This is a genomic window from Janthinobacterium sp. P210005 (assembly GCF_036231865.1).
In the GTDB taxonomy this organism is placed as follows: domain Bacteria; phylum Pseudomonadota; class Gammaproteobacteria; order Burkholderiales; family Burkholderiaceae_D; genus Janthinobacterium; species Janthinobacterium kumbetense.
Genome location: NZ_JAZARC010000002.1, coordinates 446,957 through 469,586, shown reverse-complemented (window position 1 = coordinate 469,586; position 22,630 = coordinate 446,957). Strand labels below are relative to the sequence as shown.

Genomic DNA, 22,630 nt, shown 5'->3' with positions numbered 1-22,630 from the left:
TTGCCGGGCCGCATATGCACTTGCACCGAGTCGCACGTCGTCTCTTATCCTTGGGAGTCCTGATCATCATGAGTTCTTGCACCTTGCGCGCCGCGCCTGCCGCGCCCATAGCATCGCCACAACGCCTCGACGGCAAGTTCCGCAACCCCGTGCAAATGCACAAGCTGGGCACGGCCGCAACGCTCAAGCTGATGTGGACGTTTTTCTTCGATAAGCCCGACAGCACCGTGCCGGCCGCAGCCGTGCCCGTACAAGCCTTGACCCGGGCGCAACTGCTGGCCGCGCCCGACAACAGCTTGTTTCGCCTGGGCCACTCGACCCTGCTGTTGAAACTGAACAATGAATTCTTCCTCACCGACCCCGTGTTTTCCGAACGCGCTTCGCCGGTGCAGTGGGCCGGACCGAAGCGTTTCCACCAGCCGCCCATCAGCATCGCCGACTTGCCGTCGATCAAGGCCGTCATCCTGTCGCACGACCATTACGACCACCTCGACCACGCTGCCGTGCTGCAACTGGCCGCCAAGACGGAACACTTTGTGACGCCGCTGGGCGTGGGCGATACCCTGGTGGCATGGGGCGTGCCGAAGGACAAGGTACGGCAATTCGACTGGTGGCAAGGCACGACGATTGCCGGTGTGAAACTCGTCGCCACGCCGTCGCAGCATTTTTCGGGACGCGGCTTGTTTGACGGCAATCAAACCCTGTGGGCGTCGTGGGTCATCGATGCGCCCGAGGTGCGCGTGTTTTTCAGCGGCGACTCCGGCTACTTCGACGGTTTCAAGCAGATCGGCGACAAGTACGGCCCATTCGACGTGACCATGATCGAGACGGGCGCCTACGACAAGCTGTGGCCGGACGTGCACATGCAGCCGGAACAGACCTTGCAAGCCCATCTGGACTTGCGCGGCAAATGGCTGATGCCCGTGCATAACGGCACCTTCGACCTGGGGCTGCACGCCTGGCATGAACCGTTCGACCGCATCGCGGGGCTGGCGGCCAAGCAGGGCGTGAACCTGGCCACGCCGCAGATGGGGGAGGCGGTCGACCTGGCACAGCCGAAGAAGGGCGAAAAATGGTGGCTGGAGATGCTGGAAGAGGAGATGGCGAAGTAGGCTCGCCCTACGCCGTCACGTCGATCAGGCGTCCCACCGTCTGGCCATAGCCGTTCAGCTGGGGCGTGCTTTTCGGCGCGGCGGGGATGGCTTGTTGCGGCACGGCCACCTTGATCGCCTGGTCCAGCTGCGGCGCCTTGACGGCGGTGGGGGCATCGGCCTGGGCTTGCTGGCTGCTGCGCTGGGTCTGGCTCAGCGATTCCTGTTCCCGCGCCAGCAGCTGGCGGCTTTGCGCCAGCTGTTCGCTGTCGCGCTGTACCTGGTTCTGGCCTTGCTCGACCCGGCGTTGCGCCGTGGCCAGCGAGGCTTGCAAGTTGTTGACGGAGCTTAGCGTGACCACATTGTTCACCTTTGAGAGTATGTCCAGGCGTGCAGGGATGGGGGAAGCCCGGACCGATGTGCTGTGCCAGGCATCATTGTCAGAACATGCCAAGCGGTAATCTTTACCTGAATCAAGAGTAGGACAAATTCTCGCACAGTTCCAGTGAATTATGTTTTCTTGATAATGCTATCGTGCGCGCTGCGTGTTGCCGCAGCGGCATGCCGGCGCTGGCGAGATAGTTGTCAAAGTGAGTACCCGCTGTCGCTTGTGGCCCTTGTTTGTCTGCCATCACGGATGCCGTGCCAGGAAGAGGAAAAAATGGTCGCATTTAAAACGTTGCTTTTTAAATAGTCAATGTGTTGTTGTTTTTCTACCGTGTCTGCGCACGCGAATGCGCGGTCTGTTTGGCGCTCTGGGCTATAATTGACGGTCAGAGTTGGTTTCTTTTGCCATACAGACAGGTAGTTAACATGAATCTCAAGAGCCTCGCAATTGCCCTCGGCATGTCGAAAACGACAGTCAGCAGGGCGTTGAACGGCTATCCGGAAGTCAATTCCCGCACCCGTGAAATCGTCCTGGCCGCCGCCAAGAAAGTCGGCTACCGGCCCAACCCGCTGGCGCGCAGCCTGGCCGTCGGCCGCACCAATGTGCTGGGCATGATCTATCCGCTGCTGCCCAGCGACCTGGGCGACAGCGTCTTTCTTTCCGTGGTGAATGGCATGTCGGATGCCGTCGAAGCGTCGAAGATGAGTTTGATCATCGCCCCCGTGTCGCCGCAGAATGAACAGCCCTCGTATGAAACCATGGTGCGCGGGCGCCAGGTCGATGGCCTCGTGGTGGGCCGCACCAAGGTGGTCGACGAGCGCATCGCGTATTTGACGAAAGTGGGTTTTCCCTTTGTCGCGAATGGCCGCACGCGCATCGACGCGCCGTATGCATATTTCGATTACGACAACGACACGGGCATCGACCTGGCCGTGTCGTTCCTGGCGGCGCACGGCCACCAGCGCATCGCCCTGCTGAGCGCGCCGCTGGAGCTGCATTTTGCTTATGAGCGCAAGGAAAGCTTTATCCGCTGCATGGCGCAAGCGGGCTTGCCGGTCGATCCCCACTATTTGCTCGACAATACTTTCGACCGCCGCAGCGGTTACCAGGCCATGCAGCAATTGCTGGCTTGCTCGCCCCGTCCCACGGCCGTCATCGTCGACAATCACTTGTCCGGCGTGGGCGTGGTGCGCGCGCTGATGGATGCGGGCATCGAGATCGGCAAGGAGATCTCCGTCATCGTCTGGGGCAATGTGGAAGACACCTTGATCGGCATCAACGTCACCACCATCGACCAGCCCGACCTGCGCCGCGCCGGCGCGAAGATGGTGGAAATGCTGCAATCCCTGCTGGCCGGCACGCCGCCGGAACGGCTGCAGGAAATCTGGCAACCGGTGCTGTTGCCGGGGGCGACGGTGGGGCGCTGCCCTGAATGAAAAAAACGCAGAGCCGAGGCTCTGCGTTTTCATTTCAAGCCCCGCTGACCGGCTTACGCCGCGTGCTTGCTGCCGTCCGCCAGCTTGGCCAGCAATCTCGCCTTGTCCTGGCGATACGTGGCGACGGCCGCTTCCTTGACGTGGCCGAAGCCGCGGATTTTTTCGGGCAGGGTCGCCAGTTCCACGCAAGTGGCCAGGTTGTCCGCCGTCAAGTTGACCAGCATGCCGGCCAGCAATTCGCGGTATTCGACGATCAGCGCGCGTTCCATCTTGCGCTCGGCCGTATAACCGAAGACGTCGAAGGTGCCGCCTCTGAGCCCCTTGGCTTTCGCCAGCAGCTTGAAGGCGCGCCACATCCAGGAGCCGAACTCCGCTTTCACCAGGTGGCCCTTGGCATCCTTTTTCGCAAACAGCGGCGGCGCCAGGTTGAATTTCACGGAGAAATTGCCTTCGAATTGCTGTTGCAATTGCTCCACGAAACGGCCATCCGTGTACAAACGCGCCACTTCGTATTCATCCTTGTAGGCCAGCAACTTGAAATAGCTCTTGGCGACAGCCGTCGACAGCTTCTGGCCCAGTCCCAAGGTGTTTTCGCGGTCGCGCACCTGTTTGACCAGGGTCAAGTAACCGTCCGCATACGGGGCGTTCTGGTAGGCCGTGAGGAACTCCACGCGTTTTTTGATGACGCTATCGAGGCTTTGCGGCATTTGTACGATGATCGCTTGTGACGGCGTGGCGATCTGCGTCACACGGCGCACGTCGACGGCGGCGCGGCGGCCCCACAGGAAGCTTTTCTTGTTCGACTCGATGCCCACGCCATTGAGTTCGATGGCGCGCAGCAAGGCCGCTTCCGTCAGCGGGATGCGGCCTTTTTGCCAGGCGTAGCCGAGCATGAACAGGTTGGCGGCGATCGAATCGCCCATCAGCGCCGTGGCCAGTTTCGTGGCGTCGATGAAGTCGGCCGCGTCCGCGCCGCCCACGGATTCCTCGATCAACTGGCGCACTTCCGCCGTCGGATATTGCCAGTCGGCATTCTGCGCAAACGTGCCTGGCGGCTGCTCGTGCAGGTTGACGACGGCCAGGCTGCGGCCAGGACGCATTTTCGACACGGCATCCTGTGCGCCGGCCGTCAGCATGTCGCAGCCCAGGATCAGGTCCGCTTCGCCCGTGGCGATGCGCTGGGCGCGGATGTGCGCGGGGGAGCGGGCGATTTTCACGTGCGAAGTGACGGAACCGTTCTTTTGCGACATGCCCGTCATGTCCAGCACGGACGCGCCCTTGCCTTCCAGGTGGGCCGCCATGCCCATCAGCGCGCCCACGGTGATGACACCTGTGCCGCCGATGCCGTTGATGAGGATATTGTACGGCGCGTTGCAGCCGGGCAGGACCGGTTCCGGCAACGGGCCGAAGTTGTCCGTCTCGCCTGGCTTGCCGGCGCCCGTCTTGGTTTTTTTCAGGTTGCCGCCCTCGACGGTGACGAAGCTGGGGCAGAAACCCTTGGCGCACGAGTAATCCTTGTTGCACGAGGATTGGTCGATGGTGCGCTTGCGGCCAAATTCCGTCTCTTTCGGCAAGATCGACACGCAGTTCGATTGCACGCCGCAGTCGCCGCAGCCTTCGCAGACGGCGTCGTTGATGACCATGCGCTTAGGCAAATCCGGATATTCGCCTTTCTTGCGGCGCCGGCGCTTCTCGGCCGCGCAAGTCTGGTCGTAGATCAGCACGGACACGCCTTGCACCTCGCGCAACTCGCGCTGCACGGCATCCATGTCCTTGCGGTCATGCAAGGTCAGGTGGGCGGGCAGGTTGCTGCGGTCGCTGTAGCGCGACAAATCTTCCGTCACCAGGGCGATGCGGGCGATGCCTTCGGCGGCCACCTGCTGCGCCATCATCGGTACGGTAATCAAGCCGTCCACGGGCTGGCCGCCCGTCATGGCGACGGCGTCGTTGTAGAGAATCTTGTAGGTGATGTTCACCTTGGCCGCCTGCGCGGCGCGGATGGCCAGGTAGCCGGAGTGGAAATACGTGCCGTCGCCCAGGTTCTGGAACACGTGCGGCAATTCGGAAAACGCGGCCTGGCCGATCCATGGCGCGCCTTCGCCCCCCATGTGCGTGGTCAGCTTGTTCATTTCCGGGTAGATCGAGGTGGCCATCACGTGGCAGCCGATGCCGGCCAGGGCCAGGCTGCCGTCCGGCACCTTGGTCGACGTATTGTGCGGGCAGCCGGAGCAGTAGAACGCGGGGCGGAACGGCGTGTTCACGGCTTTCTTCAGCACCGCATCCTTGGCGTCGAGGAAACTCAGGCGCGCCTTGATCAGGTCGCACGTGACGGGATCGGAAATCAGGCGCGCGATGCGGCTGGCGATGACTCTTGCCACCTGCGAGACGGAAAAGTCGGCCTTCGAGGTCAGCAGCCATTCGCCGCGCGGCGCCACCCATTCGCCTTTTTCGTCGAACTTGCCGATGACGCGTGGGCGCACGTCGTCGCGCCAGTTGTAGAGTTGCTCTTTCAACTGGTATTCGACGATTTGCCGCTTCTCTTCTACCACGAGAATTTCATCGAGACCTTGCGCAAACTCACGCACGCTGTCCGGCTCCAGCGGCCACGGCATGGCCACCTTGAACAATCGCATGCCGACGTCGGCCGCCATCTGCTCGTCGATGCCCAGTTCTTCCAGCGCTTCGAGCACGTCTAGGTAGGACTTGCCGGAGGCAATGATGCCCAGCTTGGCGTTCGGGCTGTCGATGGTGGTGTGGTTGAGCTTGTTTTCGCGCGCGTAGGCGAGGGCCGCATAGATCTTGTAGTCCTGCATCAGCGCTTCCTGGTTGCGCGCCTGCTGGCCCAGCGGGATGCTCGACAGGCGCGCGTTCAGGCCGCCTTCTGGCATGACGAAATCCTGCGGAATCTTGACTTCCACGCGGAACGGGTCGGCATCGATGGAAGCCGACGATTCGACCGTGTCGGCCAGCGCCTTGAAGGCCACCGTGCAGCCGGAAAAACGCGACATGGCCCAGCCGTGGATGCCCAGGTCCAGGTATTCCTGCACGTTGCACGGATACAGGACGGGGATCATCGAGGCGGAGAACAGATGGTCGGACTGGTGCGGCAGGGTCGAGGAATACGCGCCATGGTCGTCGCCGGCCACCAGCAGCACGCCGCCCAGTTTTGACGTTCCCGCATGGTTCATGTGCTTGAAGACATCGCCGCAGCGGTCCACGCCCGGACCCTTGCCGTACCACATGGCGAATACGCCGTCGTACTTGGCCGGGCCGATCAGGTCGACTTGCTGCGAACCCCAGACGGCCGTGGCGGCCAAGTCTTCGTTGACGCCGGGCACGAACTGCACGTGGTGCGCTTCCAGCTGTTTCTTGGCTTTCCACAGGTTTTCATCGAGGCCGCCCAGGGGCGAGCCCCGGTAGCCGGAGATGAAGCCGGCCGTGTTGAGGCCAGCGGCCTGGTCGCGCAAGCGCTGCATCATGGGCAGGCGCACGAGGGCCTGGATGCCGGACAGGAAGATGGCGCCGGAAGTGGCCGTGTATTTGTCGTCGAGGCTGACGGTGGTCAAACGGGAAGTGTCGGGGGGGGTAGATGGCGCGGCACCGGCGTTTCTAGCGAACGCTGCGGAGCCGTTTTCCGTGGTCACGGACATGGCTGTCTCCAAAAGGGTGTTTCAGATATCGGCTGTACAAGGGACGCGCCCGGTAAGGCGCGCGCTGTGCAGACGGGATGGCCGCGTGTGGGCGGCACATAACTATTTTAAATTTAAAATAGTTAATGTGGTCAGTGTAGAACGAGTCAGGAAAGGGGGCAAATACGCTTTGCCGATGGGGGTATAAGAAATACTTATGCCATGGGCGCGAGCACATGCGCCCCCACCCAGCGCCCGCTGCCGCACAGCTCGGCGGCCACTTGCAGCACGAGGTTTTTCACGGCGTTGCCCGCATTGGTGAGGGGAATGTTTTTCGAGGCGCACAGGGCCACCGTGCGCGACAGGACGGGGCTGTGGATGGCGTAGCTGCGCATGGCGCCGCTGTCGAGCTCGGCCAGCAGGGGAGCGGCCGGCAGGATGGTGGCGCCCATGCCGGCCAGGATGGCCGATTTCAGAATGGCGATCGAGTTGATCTCGATCACGTTCGCCGTTTCCAGGCCCAGCTCGCGCGCGCGGCTGTCAATGCGCGGGCGCACGCCATGCTGCAGGCCCGGCAGGATCAGGGTGGCGCTCAAGGCTTGCTGGAACGACACGGCATGGCCGGCGGGCGCGAACGGCGAATCGTTGCGGCAGATAAAACGCATCTCCTCTTCCACCAGCGGGCTGCAGGCAAAGGGCGTGAGCTGGCCATCGTCGAACAGCACGGCCAGGTTGATGCGGCCCGATTTGAGCTGTTCATTGAGGTTGCCCGTGATTTCTTCCGTCAGTTGCAGGGTGATTTCGGGATAGCGTTCGCGCGCGGCCAGCAGCAGGGGCAGGGCCAGGGCGCCGGATATACTGTGCGGCAAGCCCAGGGTGACATTGCCGGACGGCCGCGTGGCGCTTTGCGTGACGGCCGAGCGGGCGTCGGCCACCTGTTTCAGGATCGCCTGCGCATGCTCGTAAAACACCTTGCCCGCATCCGTGCTGAGCACGCCCTGCGCCGAGCGGTGCAGCAGCTGCACGCCCAGTTCCTCTTCCAGCTGGCGCAGCTGCTGCGTCAGGGCCGGCTGCGCCACGTGCAGGATCAGGGCTGCGCGCGACAGCGAGCCGTGGTCGACGATGGCAACAAAGTAGCGTAATTGGCGCAGTTCCATGGGTCCCAGAAGCGGTGCGTTGAGCGGAAAAAACCGGGTGTTGCGCCACGGCGCCGAACGCGGCCAGCAGAATAACAATTTTGTTATACTCATTCTAGCGCCTTCGGTGCTCCAGCCGTGTATTTGTGGGATGACAGCATGCTCAAGAAAGTTGATTCGTCTCAATTAAAAGTGGGCATGTACATCCATGACCTCAGTTGCGACTGGATGACGCATCCATTCGTGCGCAACCGTTTCCTGTTGCGCAGCGACGATGAAATCCGCAAGATCATGCAGGCCGGCATCCACGACGTGGTGATCGACAGCGGCAAGGGCCTCGACGTGCAGGACGCGCCCACCGTGGCGCAGGCGCGCGCCGAGACGGAGCGCGAACTGGTGCAGATCGCCGCGCCGCTGCAAGTGGTCACGCGCGTGTCGCTGGGCATGGAACTGGCGCGCGCCACGCAGGTGCGGCGGCAGGCGACCAGCCTGGTGCGCACGGTGATGGCCGATGTGCGCCTGGGCAAGGCGGTCGAGCTCGACCGCGTGCAGCACACGGTGCAAGACATCACCGAATCGATCCTGCGCAATCCCGGCGCCCTCGTCGGCTTGTTGCGCATCAAGACCAAGGATGATTACACCTTTTTGCATTCCGTCAGCGTGTGCGCGCTGCTGGTGGCGTTTTGCCGCTCGCGCGGCATCGATGCCACGACCACGCACCAGGCGGGCCTCGGCGGCTTGCTGCACGACACGGGCAAGGCGCTGGTGCCCGACAGCGTGCTGAACAAGCCCGGTCCTTTGACGCCGGAAGAATTTACCCTGATCAAGCGCCATCCGCGCGACGGCTACGACATCCTGCGCCAGTCGCCCGAGGTGGGCGCGATACCCCTCGACATCGCCCTGCACCACCACGAACGGCGCGACGGCAGCGGCTATCCTGACCAGCTGGCCGGCGACGCCATCAGCGAACTGGCACAGATGGCCGCCATCGTCGACGTGTATGACGCGCTGACGTCGGACCGCAGCTATCACAAGGGCATTCCCGCGGCCGAAGCCTTGCGCAAGATCTACGAGTGGAGCAAATTCCACTTCAATCCCGTGTTCGCGCAGGATTTCATGCGCTGCGTGGGTATCTATCCGGTAGGCACCATGGTGATGCTGGAATCGGGCCGCCTGGCCGTCGTCATCGAGGCGCACGAAAGCAATCTGCTGGCGCCGAAAGTGAATGTGTTTTTCAGTACGAAGAGCAAGACCTACATCAAGCCGGAAACGGTCGACCTGTCGCGCGGCTTCGGCTTCGGCGGCGCCGACAAGATCGTCGGCCATGAGTCGGCCGCCAAGTGGCAGGTCGATCCCATGCGCTTTCTCTCCCTCGCGGATGCCTAGAAGAATTCCGCTGTATCGTTCGAGGTAATGGTAGTTAACAGGCCCTTGGCGACCAGCTCGTCGTAGTGGCACGCCAGGTTGCGGCCATGGCTTTTCGCGTAATACAGGGCCTGGTCGGCGCGGCCGAGGATGATGACGGGCGCCTCGTAGGCGTTGATGCTGACGAAACCCACGCTGACGGTCACCCTGCCCACTTGCGGGAAGTCGTGCGCCTCGACATTGGTGCGGAAGCGGTCGATGATTTTCTGCGCATTTTCCAGGGTGATCGAGCGCAGCAGCACGACGAATTCCTCGCCGCCGAAGCGGAAGATGCGGTCTTGCGAGCGGAACGACGATTGCAGCTGGTTGGCGATCAGGATCAGCACTTCATCGCCATACAGGTGGCCAAATTTATCGTTGACCAGTTTGAAATGATCGACGTCGATCACGGCCAGCCATTGCCGCTCCGTGTCCGTATGGTGGCGCCGTTCTTCATCCACGGGGCGCGGCTTGTCCGCTTCCGGTTCGCCGCGGCTTTGCAGGATTTTTGCCAGCTGGTCGTCGAAGGTCTTGCGATTCAACAAACCGGTGAGCGAATCGCGTTCGCTGTAGTCGAGCAGGTTCTGGAAATTGCGGTACACGCTGACGATGCCGCCGATCACCTGGATGGTGGCGCCCGTGTAGGGCGTGGGATTGGTGATTTCCAGGCAGGTGGTGACCTGGTCGCCGATCCAGATGGGCAGCCACAGCAGGTGGCGGCCGTCGGCGCACAGGGTGTCGGCGCTCGCTTCATGGCGCTTGATGCAGGCGGCCAGGGCCGGGTAGTCCGACAGCGGTTCGCCCGGCAGGGTCGGATCGGTATGCTCTTCCATGCGGGCCACGCTGCCCGCCACGATGATGGCCCGCGACCGCACGAACACCTGGCCCCGCACGGTGGTCAGGGCCAGCACACGGGTCTGCGATGCGGCAGCGAGTTCCTGGACCGCCGAGATCACGGAGATGTCGAGCATCGTGTGGTCGCGGTGCCCGGTCATGTCCACCATGTGTTTCAGTAGGGAATCCATTGTCGATCTCTGGAAAGTAGTCACACAAGTGTCGTCATACCAGCATTGCATCAAGCAAGAGCATGTTCGCGTCCGTCTACAAGAAGCCAAGATTTATTTGGTGGCATGACGCTCTGTACCGCCGGGCGAGAGGCCTTTCCAAAGAAGAGCTAAGCAGGATAATGTCTTTTTGCCTAATAGGCAATTAACGTATGCAATATTTCATGTAAATACATGAGATTCATGCACTGCATTGCAAAAAACTTGCCCTGACGAAGGCTTTCAATCCAGATCGCAACATTTGTTTGCGTCAGCCGACATGTCGACAGGGTTTGATAATTTCCATATGGAAACTTGTGGCGCGTCAATTTGCCAAAACGTGGACGCTTTATAGTCAATGCAATGGCGCAGAAATTTACGGCAGGAAACATATTAGCAGGAATGGGCAATGTTTCACACCCGATTGCGCCAGGGACTTGTGATTCACTTTTGGGAGCTTGTCATGCATACCTTCCTGTCGGCAGTACAGCAGTTTGTCAAGGATGAGGATGGCATTACGGCAATCGAATACGGCTTGATTGCGGCCTTGATGGCTACCGCCATCACGGCCGGTTTCTTGCTGATCAAGACCAACTTGCTGGCCGTCCTCACCGACATTTCGTCGAACCTGGTGTTGACGCCCTAAGCGGGTGCCCGCCGCTGGCCGGCCAGTGGCGGGTTTTTTTTCGGGAGGTGTGCCATGCCTGCAACCGCCTTGTGCGATTTGCTGTTGCTGTGCTTCGTGACGGGGGCCGCCGTCAGTGATTTGATCCGCCGCAAGATACCGAATGGTGTGGTGTTGTCCGGCATCCTCGCCGCCCTGGCCCTGCACCTGTGGCTGTGGCCGCACAGCGTGCTGCCCGTGTGGCTGGGCGGCATGGCGACGGGTTTTTTCCTCTTTTTACCCTTGTATGTGCTGCGCGGCATGGCCGCCGGCGACGTCAAGCTGATCGCCATGGCGGGCGCCTTTGCCGGCCCCTGGCCCGTGCTGCAGATCTGTTTCGCCACGTTCGTCCTGGGCGGCGTGATGGCCGTGCTGATGATCACCTGGCAGGGCAAGTGGCGCGCCTGCCTGGGCAATCTGCGCCAGCTGCTGTGGCCGATGATCGCGCGCATGGCCGGCATTCCCCTGGCGCCAACTGCACTCGGCAGCCAGGCCAGCGTGGGCAACATGCCGTACGGCCTGGCCATTGCCCTGGGCTGCCTGGCGGTGCAGGGGCGTCATTATTTCTGATTGGTATTCATTGCTCTTGATCAATGGGCGCCAGTCTCCGCTCGCTAGAATGAATTCTGTTGAATGCCCTCTTAACCGGCTTGGAGACGCAGCATGACCGAGGTCGACTATTCCCTGAGCACCGAGAGTGCGCCGCGCCCTGCCGACGCGAACCTGATGCCGCCCCTGCCGCCGCAGCCGAAGAGCTTGCGTGAAACGGGACTCGAGCGGCCGCTGGTGGTCGAGCTGATCGCCAAGCTGATGTTTGTGGGCGGCAAGACGCACCTGTCCGCGCTGACGACGCGCTTGCGCCTGTCGATCAATGTCTTGCGCGAAGTGCTCGATTTCATGGTGACGGAGCAGATGGCCGAGGTAGCCTGGCGCGGCGAATCCGATATCGACGTGCAGTACCAGCTGACGGGCGCCGGCAAGCAGCGCGCCAGCGCCTTCCTCGAGCGCTGCGCGTATATCGGCGCCGCTCCCGTCACCCTGGAAGCGTACCGCGCCATGGTGGCGCGCCAGTCGTGGCTGGCGCAGGAACAGCGCGTCGGCAGCGACGACCTGGCCGCCGTGCTGGGGGGCGCGCATGCGGGGCCGGGCATGCTCGACGTGGTCGGCGCGGCCCTGCATTCGGGACGCTCGCTGCTGCTGTACGGTCCGCCCGGCAGCGGCAAGTCGACCCTGGCGCTGCAGCTGGGACAATTGCTGCACGGGCTGGTCGCCGTGCCCTACGCCATCGTCGTTGGCCAGGACATCATCCAGTTGTATGACCCGGCCCAGCACTTGCCGCCCGCGCCGCAGCACGTCAGCCATGCGCGCCAGGCGCTGGAGCGGCGCAGCACGGACATCCGCTGGGTGCTGTGCCAGCGTCCCGTGATCCACGTGGGCGCCGAGCTCGACGCCGGCATGCTGGAGCTGCGCCATGACGCCAGCGGCGGCTGCTACCAGGCGCCGCCCCATGTGCGCGCCAACAATGGCATGCTGATCATCGACGACCTGGGCCGCCAGCGCCTGGGGGCGCAAGAACTGCTGACGCGGCTGATGCAGCCGCTGGCGCGCGGCAGCGACCAGCTGGGCTTGCCCGGCGGCGTGCAGATCAGCGTGCCGTTCGACAATGCCCTCGTGCTGGCCACGAACGTGCCGCCGGACGAGCTGTTTGACGCCGCCTTGCTGCGCCGCATCGGCTACAAGGTGCAGGTGGGGCCGCTGACCGAGAGCGCCTATCGCGCCCTGTTCCGCCAGCAATGCCGGCTGGCCGGCATGGCCATCGACGAGCAAGCCCTGAACCATCTGCTGCAACTGCATGGCGCGCAGGGACGGCCCTTGCTGGCCAGCTATCCGCAGGAATTGCTGGCGCGCATAGGCGACTTCGCCGGCTTTGCCGGCAGCGAGGCGCGCCTGACGGTGGCCGCCCTGGAACAGGCCTGGAGCAGCCTGTTCGCCAGCTGCGACATGCCGGCCGCCAGCCTGTGCGAGCGCATCGCATGAAGAACCGGCGCGCCCTCCTGATGATGGGCCTGGCGGTCGTGCTGGGCCTGCTGGCCGTGCTGCTGGCCTCGCACTGGCTGCTGCGCCAGACGCCGGCCGGCAAGGGCAAGATCGTCGTGGCCGCCAGCGATGTCAACCTGGGCCAGCGCCTGACGCCCGAGATGCTGCGCCTGGCCGAGTGGCCGGCGGAAAGCTTGCCGCAGGGTGCGCTGCAAGACCCGGCCACACTGGCGGGAAGGGTGCTGAAAACCAGCGTGCTGCGCGGCGAGCCCCTGAGCGAGGCCAAGCTGGCGCCGGCCGGCACCCTGGGCGGCCTGTCGGCCCTGATCACGGAAGGGCGGCGCGCCATCACCGTGCGCGTCAACGATGTGATCGGCGTGGCCGGCTTCGCCTTGCCGGGCAACTATGTCGACATCATCGTGAGCACCCAGCAGGATGCCGGCGACCGCGCGTTTCCGCAAAGCCGCAACATTTCCAAGATCGTGCTCGAACGCATCCTCGTGCTGGCCGTGGCGCAGGAAGTGGGGCGCGACGAGACTAAGCCGCGCGTGGTCAATGCGGTGACCCTGGAAGTGACGCCGGAACAGGCGGAAAACCTGGACCTGGCGCGCAGCGTGGGTAGCCTGTCGCTGGTGCTGCGCAACCAGGTCGACCCGCAGCCGGGCGTGACGGCGGGCGCCACCAAGCTGACCCTGCTGGGCGGACCGCACGAAGCCGAGCCTGTCCCTCCTGCCGCCGCGCCCGTGCTGGCCGCCGCGCCGCGTCCCGTGTGCGTGGCGAAGGCGCCGCCGGCGCCGCAGCGCCTGTGCAGCGGCGTCATCGACGGGACGCGCCAGTCGCGCGAATGTTTTTAGCCTTTTGGCCTTTGCCTTGCTCAACCATGGACACGCTCATGAACCGCGCCCTGCTGATAATGTTCTGCCTGCTGTCGCCGCTTGCCGGCGCGGCGGCCGATCCTGGCCCGCGCTGCGGCGGTGAAGCGGCCTCGCCCGGCCACTTGCAGCTGCAGGTGGGCAAGTCGAGCATGCTGCGCCTGCCCGAGGCGGTACAGCAGCGCAGCGTCGGCAACCCGGCCGTGGTGCAAGCCATGCTGGTCGCGCCCGACACCTTGTACGTGGTCGGCGTCGACGTGGGCAGCACGAATATGATCATCCAGGGCCGCAGCGGCGTGTGCAGCGTGGTGAACGTCAGCGTCAGCATGGACCCGGCCGGCCTGCAAACGACCCTGGCGGCGCTGATGCCGGAAGAAAAAGCCATCCGCGTCACGGCCGTGGCCGACACTCTTGTACTGTCGGGCACGGTGCAAGATGCGGGCGCCGTGCTGCGCGCCGTCGAGCTGGCGCACGCCTACGTGCGCCGCGCCACGGTCGCGCTGGCGCTGCCCAAGCCGGCCGATGGGGCCGCCATGCCGCCCGCCGCCACGGCGCCCGCTGGCGGCGCGGGTGGCGCGCACAGCCGCATCATCAACATGCTCGACGTCAGCGCGCCGCAGCAAGTGATGCTGGCCGTGCAAATTGCCGAAGTGTCGAAGTCCCTGCTGGAACGGCTGGAAGTGGGCGCCACCCTGCGCCTCGCGTCCGGCAGCTGGGCCACCACCTTGCTGTCGAACTTCCTCAGCGGCACGGCCAATGGCTTGCTCGACGTGCGCAAGTCGAATGGCCGCCAGCAGCTGACCATCGAGGCGCAGAAACAGGATGGCCTGGTGCGCATCCTGGCCGAACCGACGGTGATGGCGATCAGCGGGCAGGAAGGCAGTTTTCTGGCCGGCGGCAAGATCTTCATTCCCGTCGGCCAGGACAACAACAAGATCACCCTGGAAGAGCGCGAATACGGCGTCGGCCTGCGCTTTACGCCCACCGTGCTGTCGGGCGGGCGCATCAATTTGAAGGTGGCGCCGGAAGTGTCGGAACTGTCGCGCGAGGGCGTGGGCATTTCCGCCGCCGGCGTCAGCGGGCGTTCGATCTTGCCCGTCATCACCACGCGGCGCGCCTCGACCACGGTGCAGCTGTACGACGGCCAGAGCTACGCCATCGGCGGCTTGATCAAGAATAACCAGGTGAGCAATATCACGGGCGTGCCCTGGCTCAGCGAAGTGCCCATCCTCGGTGCGCTGTTTCGCAGCACGGATTTCCAGCACGACCGCACGGAATTGCTGTTCGTCATTACCGCGCACCTGGTCAAACCCTTGCCGGCCGATGCCGTGCTGCCGACGGCGCAGCTGGCGCCGCCTTCGCGCATGGACTTGATGTTGGGCGGCAAGATGGAAGGCGCGCCGCCGTCCGTGCCGCCGCCGCGCGCGGCCAACGGTTTCGAGTTGAAATGAGACGGGGAGATACGCCATGCCGAACTCGCTCTTGACGTCGCTGCGGCGCTGCGCCGCCCTGGCCCTGGCCGTGCAGCTGGCCGCCTGCGCGCACGGCAGCACGCCGCAGCTGGACCGGCGCTTCGGCGACGCCGTGCGCCTGTCCATGGCGCAGCAGGTGCGCGATCCGGCCGGCGCGGGCAATCGCGCGCCAGCCGATGGCCTCGACGGACCCAGCGCGCACGCCGTCATGCAGCGCTACCGCGCTTCGTTCGCCGAACCGAATGCCCAGGCGCCGCAGCCGGTGCAATTCATGCTGGGAGGCGGCAGTGGCAAATAGACGCCAGCACCAGCGCGGGGCGATGCTGATCGCCTTTTCCATCCTGCTCATCGTGGTGCTGGGCTTTATCGGCCTGGCGCTCGATGTGGGGCAAGTCATCGGCCGCAAGACGGAGCTGCAGAACCTGGCCGACAATGCGGCGATGGCGGCCGCCGCGGAACTGGTGGGCACGCCCGAGGGCTTGCTCGTCGCCGTGGAAAAAGCCAAGGGCAGTGCGGCCGACCGCAGCGCATGGCGCCGCCGCATGCAGGGCGCGACTTTGTCGGACGCCAGCATCCGCTTCGCCAGCGCGCCCGACGCGCCTGCCAGCGGCTGGCATGCGGCTGGCGCCGTGCCCGACGCCGCCACGGCGCTGTTCGTGCGCGTCGATACGCAGGCCAATACCCCCTCGCTGGGACGGGTGGCGACGGCATTTCTCGGCGCCTGGTCGCCGGCGCTGCGCACCCTGGACACGGGCGCGCGCGCCGTGGCGGGGCGCACCAGCTTGCGCCTGATGCCGCTGGCCATCTGCGCGCTGTCGGCCAGCGCGGCCAGTCCGCGCACGAATGCGGCGCTGCTGCCGGCCGTCGAGTTGCTGGAGTATGGCTTTCGCCGCGGCGTGGCGTATAACCTGTTAAAACTCAATCCGCACGGCCCCGCGGCTGAACACTTCGTGCTCAATCCGCTGGGCCAGCCGGGCGTGGTGGGGCCGTCGCAGCAGGTCGGCGAAGCGAGCGTGCTGCCGTTCGTCTGCAGCGGCACGGTGCTGTATCCGCGCATCGGCAGCGCCCAGGTGCATGTGCACCGGCCTTTTCCCGCCGCGCTGTGGACGGCCTTCAACGCGCGTTTCAACCAGCATGCGGGCAGCGGCTGCCATGCCGTCACGGCGCCGCCCGACACGAATATCCGCGCCTATCCGAATACGGCCCCGAGCTGGTGGATGATGAACACGCCCGACGCGCCGAGCGCCCTGAGCACGGGCAACCCGCTGCTGTCCGTGGCCGATCCGGAATCGAACGCGACGCCGCCCGCCGTCGGCAGTTATGGACCGCTGTGGTCGTTTTCCAGGGCGGCCAGGTACAGCAACCCGAAGCCGGCCGGCGGCTATCTGCCGTTTGCCACCAGCGACTGGCCCAGGCTGTATCCGGCCAGCCCGGCCGCGCCGGCCGCCAAGTCCGGCTACCCTGCCACGCCGCCCTACCAGACGCTGGGCTTCCAGACGGCGCCGACCGGCAACACGGGCGTGGCGCAGCGCCGGCTGCTGCACATTCCCCTGCTGGCCTGCCCCGTGCCGGCCGGCAGCGACGTGCTGGCGCGGGTGCGCGGCATCGGCCGCTTCTTCATGACGGCGCCGGCCGGCAATGGCGTATTGAGCGCCGAATTTGACGGGCTGGTGGACGAGGGCGCGCTGGCCGGCCCCGCGGAGCTGCTGCAATGAGGCCGCTCCGCCGCGCCGCGCGCCGCCAGGGCGGCGTCGCCGCCATCGAGCTGGCGCTGATCCTGCTGTTTTTCATGGCGCTGCTGCCTTTCGTGCTGCTGTTCGGCCGCGCGCTGCTGGTGTACACGGCCCTGCAAAAAAGCGCGCACGATGCGGCGCGCTACATGGCGACCATGCCGCTGCCGCAGATGGGCAGCATCGGCACGGCGAACCAGGGCGCCGCCCTGGCCCGGCAGATGGTGGTCGAGGCGATGGCGGAAAGCTGGCCGGGCATGGAGGCCGCCAGGGTCAACGTGGACTGCGTGTATGCCGACGATTCCTATGGCTGCGGCAGCTACGCGACGGCGCCGCTGCAGGTGCGCATCAAGGTCACCGCCGACATGCCGGTCGATTTCCTGCCTGCGCTGACCCGCAAGTGGCTGCCGCAACTGGCGCCGATCCCGCTGCGCGCCAACGCGACATTGCGCTATGTCCATTAACCCGCACCTCCGCCGGCAGCGCCAGCGCGGCGTCTTCGCCGTCGAATTCGCCATGCTGGCGCTGCTGTTCTTCCTGTTCCTGTTCGCCATGCTGGAAGTGGCGCGCGCCGTGTACATGTGGAACATGGTGCATGAAATTACCCGGCGCGCGGCGCGCGCCGCCGCCGTCACCGATTTCAGCGATGCCGCCGCCCTGCAAGCCGTGCGCACGCACGCCGTGCTGCGCGCCACGCCGGGCACGCTGCCATTGGGCGGCGGCCTCGGCGACGCGCATGTGCGCATCGATTACTTGTCGGAGAGCGCTGGCGGCGCCGCGCTGGCGGTACTGCCGGTGACGGTGCTGCCGGGTTGCCCGCAGCGCAACCGCATCAATTGCCTGGACGATCCGCACGGCGCCAGCTGCATCCGCTTCGTGCGCGCGCGCCTGTGCCAGCCCGGCGTCGGCGCGCGCTGCGAACGCGTGCCGTACCGGCCCATCCTGCCGCTGCTGGGGATGATGTTTCCCTCCGGCGCAGGCGCCATACGTTTGCCCAGCGGGACCACCATGGCGGTGGCCGAGTCGCTGGGGTATGCGGACAATCCCGGCTTTTGTCCATGAGCGCCAGTGCGTCGGCGCAGCCGAATGTAGTGCCTTGAATGAAGGAGGGGTGATGAAAGCCTTGATGATTACCCGCGACGCCGGCCTGCACGATGAAATCGCGGCGCAAGGCGCGGCCCGCATGCCCGTGCTGCGGCTGCTGGACCGGCGCAGCGGCTTGCGCGACGCCGTCGAGCGCATGCTGCCCGAAGCGCCCGAGCTGGTGATCGTCGACGCCAGCGGCATCGATGCCGACGAAGCCGACCTGCTCGAGCGCCTGGCGCGCCAGTATCCGCTGGCCGTGCTGATGCTGCTCACGCGCGGCCAGCAGCAGGATGTGCTGATCCGCGCCATGCGCGCCGGCATGCGCGAAGTGCTGCAGCTGCCGCTGGTGCACAAGGCCTTCCACGAAGCGATGGACCGGGTCGATATCCAGGCCGGCGTGACGCAGATGCGCGACGGTAAAGTGCTCGCCTTCATCTCGTGCAAGGGCGGCAGCGGCGCCACCTTCCTGTCGACGAATTTTTCCTACGCGCTGGCCAGCCTGGCTGGCTGCAAGGTGCTGCTGATCGACCTGCACGGCCAGTTCGGCGACGCCACCCTGTATGTCTCGGACCAGAAGCCGGCCATGACCCTGTCCGACATCTGCGCGCAGATCGCGCGCATGGACGGCGCCTTTCTCGCCTCGTGCCTGGTGCACATCACGCCGAACTTCGGCGTGCTGGCGGCGGCCGACGACCCGGCGCACAAGGTCGACATGCAGCCCGAGCACATGGACCGCATCCTGGCCGTGGCGCGCCAGCACTACGATTACATCGTGCTCGACGTGGGACGCCAGATCGATGCGCTGTCGCTGCGCGCGCTCGACAACGCCGACGCCATCTATCCGGTGCTGCAGCTGGCCTTGCCCGACATCCGCGACGGGCGCCGCCTGCTCGACATCTTCCGCTCGCTCGGCTATCCGGGCGAGCGCTTGCGCCTGATCGTCAACCGCTATGAAAAGGGCGGACGCCTGCGCCTGGCGGACCTGGAGCAGGCGCTGGGCGCGGAAGTGGTGCACACGGTGCCCAACGATTACATCGCCGCCACCGATTCCGTCAACCAGGGCATTCCGCTGCTGCAGCTGTCGCGCACCAGCGCCGTGGCGCGCAGCCTGGCCGAACTGGTGGAACTGGTGACGGCGCGCCGCGTGACGGAAAGCCGCGGCCTGTTCGACCGCCTGTTCAGCCGCAGCGAGGCTTAGGACGGGGATGGATGTCAAGGCTCCCGCCGGGAGCCATCATGGGAGCCGAGATGACTTTACGCGAACGCCTGGCGGCGAATGAAACGGTGCGCCCCGCCACGAATGGACAAGGGGCGCTGGCGCTGCACGCCTATCAGGAACTGAAAAAGACCATGCACCAGACGATACTCGACCGTATCGACCTGGAACGCCTGAAACGTCTGACGGCCGAACAGTTCAAGCACGAGCTGGCGCTGCTGGTGCAGCGCGTGATCGAGGAAGAGCGCATCGTCCTGAACCAGCACGAGCGGCATAGCCTGGTGCTCGACATCCAGCACGAGATGCTGGGCTTCGGCCCGCTGGAACCGTTGCTGGCCGATGCCAGCGTGTCCGATATCCTCGTCAACACCTGCGACAAGGTGTATGTGGAGCGGGGCGGGCGGCTGCAGTTGACGGACGTGACCTTCCACGACAATGCGCACCTGATGAAGATCATCGAAAAAATCGTCTCGCGCGTGGGACGGCGGGTCGACGAATCGAGCCCGATGGTCGACGCGCGCCTGCCGGACGGTTCCAGGGTCAACGCCATCATTCCGCCGCTGGCCGTCGATGGCCCGATCCTGTCGATCCGGCGCTTTGCCGTGCAGCCTTTGAGCATCGCCAATCTGCTCGACTATAAAAGCCTGACGCCGCCCATGGTGCAGGTGCTGCAGGCGCTGGGGCAGGCCAAGGTCAACATCCTGATCTCGGGCGGCACGGGCAGCGGCAAGACGACCCTGCTCAATGTGCTGTCCGGTTTCATTCCCGGCAGCGAGCGCATCGTCACCATCGAGGATGCGGCCGAATTGGCGCTGCGCCAGCCGCACGTGGTGCGCCTGGAAACGCGCCCGCCGAATATCGAGGGCAAGGGCGAAGTGAGCCAGCGCGCGCTGGTGCGCAACGCGCTGCGCATGCGGCCCGACCGCATCATCCTGGGCGAGGTGCGCGGCGCCGAGGCGCTCGACATGCTGCAGGCGATGAACACGGGCCATGAAGGGTCGCTGGCGACCATCCACTCGAACACGGCGAGGGATGCGCTGGCGCGGCTGGAAAACATGGTCGGCATGGCCAGCGTGAACCTGACGCCGCGCGCCACGCGCCAGCAGATCTGTTCGGCCGTGACGGTGGTGATGCAAGTGTCGCGCCTGACGGATGGCGCGCGCAAGCTGGTCAGCCTGCAGGAAGTGACGGGCATGGAGGGCGACATCATCGCCATGCATGAAATCTTCCGCTTCGAGCAGACGGGCGTCGATGCGGCTGGCAAGGTGCTGGGCCACTTTTGTGCCACGGGCGTGCGGCCCCGTTTCACGGAACGCCTGCGCATGTTTGGCGCGCCCGTGCCCGATACGGTGTTCGACCCGGACCGCATCTACGAATAAAGGAAGCATCATGGACCTGGTGTTCTACGGCTTTGCCGTGCTGCTGTTCGCCGCCTGCATCCTGATGGTGGAAGGCGCCTGGCTGTGGTGGGCGGGCACGCACGGCAGCGCGGCGCGGCGCATCAACCGGCGCTTGCGGCTGATGGCGGCGCGCGGCGAGGCTGGCGGCGAGCGGGTTTCCATCCTCAAGCAGCGCCGCTATGCGCGCTCGCCTGGCCTGGAGCGCTGGCTGCGGCGCCTGCCGCAGGCGGCAAAGCTCGACCACCTGCTGCTGCAATCGGGCTTGTCCTGGTCGGTGGCGCAGTTCCTGGGCGGCGCGGGCGGCTTGCTGCTGCTGGCGCTGCTGTGGCTGGCCATCTGGCCCATGCCGCTGCCGGGCGCCTTGCTGCTGCTGGGCGTGGCGGGCGGCGGGCCGTGCATGGTCGTGCTGCGCGCGCGCGCGGCGCGGCTGAAAAAGATCGAGGCGCAATTGCCGGAAGCGGCCGATTTCCTGGCCCGCGCGCTGCGCGCCGGGCACTCGTTTTCGAATGTGCTGCAGATGGTGGGCGATGAACTCAATGAGCCGATCAGCGGCGAATTCAAGATGGCGCACGAAGAGATCAATTACGGCGTGCCGATGAACGAGGCGCTGCAAAACCTGGCCGCGCGCATCCCGCTGACGGACTTGCGCTACCTCGTCATCGCCGTGCTGGTGCAGCGCGAATCGGGCGGCAATCTGGCCGAAGTGCTGGTCAGCATCGCGCGCATCATCCGCGCCCGTCTGAAGCTGCTGGGGCAGGTGCGCGTGCTGTCGGCCGAGGGGCGCATGTCGGCCTGGGTGCTGGGGCTGATGCCGGTGGTGATGATCGGCGTGATGGCGCTGGTCAACCCGCAATACATCAGCCTGCTGTGGACGGATCCCAGCGGCATCAAGCTGCTGTGGTACGCGGCTGGCATGGTGGCGCTGGGTGTCGTGTGGATGCGCAACGTCATCCGCATCCGCATCTAAGAGATCGCCTGAAAAAAAGTCCATGGCGTTGTTGCGTCGCCTTGTCGTACTGTCGTACTGCCTTCGGCGACACGCCTAGCCCTGAACGTTTTGTCAGTCGATCAATCGGAGGAAATGCCATGACTGGCCCGCAACTGCTGTTCCTGTTGATCGTTTTCGCCGTGGTGGTGGCGCTGGCCCTGCTGGCGTGGCTGATCTTCTTTCCCGGCGCCTTGCGCCAGCGCCTGTCCGGTGCCATGGCGCCGGCCGCCAGCGAGGCGGTGGCCGACACGGGCTGGGTGGAGCGCGTGGCGCGCGTGGCGCAGCCGTTCAGCAAGCTGTCGCTGCCGGAAGAGGGCTGGGAGCGCTCGCCGCTGCGCACGCGCTTCATGAACGCGGGCTGGCGCCAGGCCAGCGCGCCGGGCCTGTACTTTGCGGCCAAGACCGTGCTGGCCCTGCTGTTCCCCACCGTGCTGGGGCTGTATGCGGCCAGCGCCATGGCGGCGCAGCTGCGCAGCGTGCTATTGCTGCTGCTGTGCGTCAGCGCCACCATCGGCTATTACCTGCCGAACCTGGTGCTGGCCAGCACGGCCAAGCGGCGCCAGCGCGACATCTTTGAAAACATCCCCGACGCGCTCGACTTGCTGACCGTGTGCGTGGAAGCGGGCCTGAGCCTGGAGCGCGCGCTGGTGAAGGTGTCGGGCGAAATCCACATCAAAAGCGTGGTGCTGGCGCAGGAATTGCAACTGGTGCTGATGGAAATGCGCGCCGGCTTTTCCAAGGAAAAGGCGCTGCGCAACCTGGCCCTGCGCAGCGGCGTGGAAGATGTCGACACCCTCGTCGCCATGCTGATCCAGTCGGAACGCTTCGGCACCAGCATGGGCGACTCGCTGCGCGTGCACTCGGAAAATCTGCGCGGCAAGCGCAGCCTGCTGGCCGAGGAGGCGGCCGCGAAGATCGCCCTGAAACTGCTGTTCCCGCTGATCTTTTGCGTCTTTCCCACCCTCATGCTGGTGCTCATGGGGCCGGCCGTGATCGAAGTCTATCGCGTGCTCGTGCCGGCCATGGCCAACCGCTGAA

Annotated in this window: 20 protein-coding genes; 16 read left to right on the top strand and 4 right to left on the bottom strand. The window is 65.0% G+C overall.

Annotation, left to right across the window (positions count from 1 at the left end):
* The first annotated feature begins 68 nt into the window (after positions 1-68).
* Positions 69-1,112: an MBL fold metallo-hydrolase gene (locus tag VPH40_RS12125; protein ID WP_328573538.1), complete on the top strand. Its 1,044-nt coding sequence runs from the start codon at positions 69-71 to the stop codon at positions 1,110-1,112.
* A 7-nt stretch (positions 1,113-1,119) separates the two neighbouring features.
* Here the strand turns inward: VPH40_RS12125 and VPH40_RS12120 are convergent, their stop codons facing one another.
* Positions 1,120-1,452, bottom strand: a complete 333-nt coding sequence (locus VPH40_RS12120; protein ID WP_328573537.1) for a hypothetical protein — start codon at positions 1,450-1,452, stop codon at positions 1,120-1,122.
* 452 nt (positions 1,453-1,904) lie between these two features.
* Here VPH40_RS12120 and VPH40_RS12115 point away from each other — a divergent pair, with 452 nt between their 5' ends.
* Positions 1,905-2,915, top strand: a complete 1,011-nt coding sequence (locus VPH40_RS12115) for a substrate-binding domain-containing protein (RefSeq protein ID WP_077398629.1) — start codon at positions 1,905-1,907, stop codon at positions 2,913-2,915.
* Positions 2,916-2,968: 53 nt separating this feature from the next.
* Here the strand turns inward: VPH40_RS12115 and VPH40_RS12110 are convergent, their stop codons facing one another.
* Positions 2,969-6,565 (bottom strand): indolepyruvate ferredoxin oxidoreductase family protein, encoded by a 3,597-nt coding sequence (locus VPH40_RS12110; RefSeq protein ID WP_328573536.1) that lies wholly within the window; start codon positions 6,563-6,565, stop codon positions 2,969-2,971.
* Positions 6,566-6,759: 194 nt separating this feature from the next.
* Positions 6,760-7,701 (bottom strand): LysR substrate-binding domain-containing protein, encoded by a 942-nt coding sequence (locus VPH40_RS12105; RefSeq protein ID WP_289905880.1) that lies wholly within the window; start codon positions 7,699-7,701, stop codon positions 6,760-6,762.
* 138 nt (positions 7,702-7,839) lie between these two features.
* Here VPH40_RS12105 and VPH40_RS12100 point away from each other — a divergent pair, with 138 nt between their 5' ends.
* The gene (locus VPH40_RS12100; protein WP_099665831.1) at positions 7,840-9,066 is read left to right on the top strand and encodes an HD-GYP domain-containing protein; all 1,227 of its coding nucleotides are present in this window, start codon (positions 7,840-7,842) and stop codon (positions 9,064-9,066) included.
* Here the strand turns inward: VPH40_RS12100 and VPH40_RS12095 are convergent.
* A complete protein-coding gene (locus VPH40_RS12095; RefSeq protein ID WP_289905878.1) occupies positions 9,063-10,109 on the bottom strand; it encodes a GGDEF domain-containing protein in 1,047 nt (348 codons plus the stop codon). The two genes, VPH40_RS12100 and VPH40_RS12095, sit on opposite strands and share 4 nt — an antisense overlap.
* A 481-nt stretch (positions 10,110-10,590) precedes the next feature.
* Between VPH40_RS12095 and VPH40_RS12090 the strand changes: the two genes are divergently transcribed.
* The 13 genes from VPH40_RS12090 (at position 10,591) to VPH40_RS12030 (ending at position 22,629) form a co-directional block, all read left to right on the top strand.
* On the top strand, positions 10,591-10,773 hold the full coding sequence (locus VPH40_RS12090; protein WP_034752975.1) for a Flp family type IVb pilin: 183 nt from the start codon (positions 10,591-10,593) through the stop codon (positions 10,771-10,773).
* Positions 10,774-10,827: 54 nt separating this feature from the next.
* Positions 10,828-11,361: an A24 family peptidase gene (locus tag VPH40_RS12085; protein WP_289905877.1), complete on the top strand. Its 534-nt coding sequence runs from the start codon at positions 10,828-10,830 to the stop codon at positions 11,359-11,361.
* Positions 11,362-11,454: 93 nt separating this feature from the next.
* Positions 11,455-12,828, top strand: coding sequence for an ATP-binding protein (locus tag VPH40_RS12080; RefSeq protein ID WP_077398639.1), 1,374 nt, complete (start codon positions 11,455-11,457; stop codon positions 12,826-12,828).
* Complete coding sequence (gene cpaB, locus VPH40_RS12075; RefSeq protein ID WP_328573535.1) at positions 12,825-13,682, top strand: Flp pilus assembly protein CpaB; 858 nt, start codon at positions 12,825-12,827, stop codon at positions 13,680-13,682. The genes VPH40_RS12080 and cpaB overlap by 4 nt, the downstream gene beginning before the upstream one ends.
* Before the next feature lie 38 nt (positions 13,683-13,720).
* Complete coding sequence (locus tag VPH40_RS12070) at positions 13,721-15,151, top strand: type II and III secretion system protein family protein (RefSeq protein ID WP_328573534.1); 1,431 nt, start codon at positions 13,721-13,723, stop codon at positions 15,149-15,151.
* 16 nt (positions 15,152-15,167) lie between these two features.
* Positions 15,168-15,470, top strand: coding sequence for a hypothetical protein (locus VPH40_RS12065; RefSeq protein ID WP_251349467.1), 303 nt, complete (start codon positions 15,168-15,170; stop codon positions 15,468-15,470).
* On the top strand, positions 15,460-16,887 hold the full coding sequence (locus VPH40_RS12060) for a pilus assembly protein TadG-related protein (protein WP_328573533.1): 1,428 nt from the start codon (positions 15,460-15,462) through the stop codon (positions 16,885-16,887). The genes VPH40_RS12065 and VPH40_RS12060 overlap by 11 nt, the downstream gene beginning before the upstream one ends.
* Positions 16,884-17,366, top strand: coding sequence for a TadE/TadG family type IV pilus assembly protein (locus tag VPH40_RS12055; protein ID WP_099665824.1), 483 nt, complete (start codon positions 16,884-16,886; stop codon positions 17,364-17,366). The genes VPH40_RS12060 and VPH40_RS12055 overlap by 4 nt, the downstream gene beginning before the upstream one ends.
* Entirely contained in the window at positions 17,356-17,964 is a 609-nt protein-coding gene (locus VPH40_RS12050) for a TadE/TadG family type IV pilus assembly protein (protein ID WP_305063120.1), read from the top strand. Before VPH40_RS12055 ends, VPH40_RS12050 begins: the two co-directional genes overlap by 11 nt.
* 52 nt (positions 17,965-18,016) lie before the next feature.
* Entirely contained in the window at positions 18,017-19,186 is a 1,170-nt protein-coding gene (locus VPH40_RS12045) for an AAA family ATPase (protein ID WP_099665822.1), read from the top strand.
* A 50-nt stretch (positions 19,187-19,236) separates the two neighbouring features.
* Positions 19,237-20,583 carry a CpaF family protein gene (locus VPH40_RS12040; RefSeq protein ID WP_099668285.1) on the top strand — a complete coding sequence of 449 codons (1,347 nt, stop codon included), beginning with the start codon at positions 19,237-19,239 and terminating at the stop codon, positions 20,581-20,583.
* Between the two features lie 10 nt (positions 20,584-20,593).
* Entirely contained in the window at positions 20,594-21,571 is a 978-nt protein-coding gene (locus VPH40_RS12035; protein ID WP_099665821.1) for a type II secretion system F family protein, read from the top strand.
* Between the two features lie 119 nt (positions 21,572-21,690).
* On the top strand, positions 21,691-22,629 hold the full coding sequence (locus VPH40_RS12030) for a type II secretion system F family protein (protein WP_328573532.1): 939 nt from the start codon (positions 21,691-21,693) through the stop codon (positions 22,627-22,629).
* Position 22,630 lies beyond the last annotated feature (1 nt).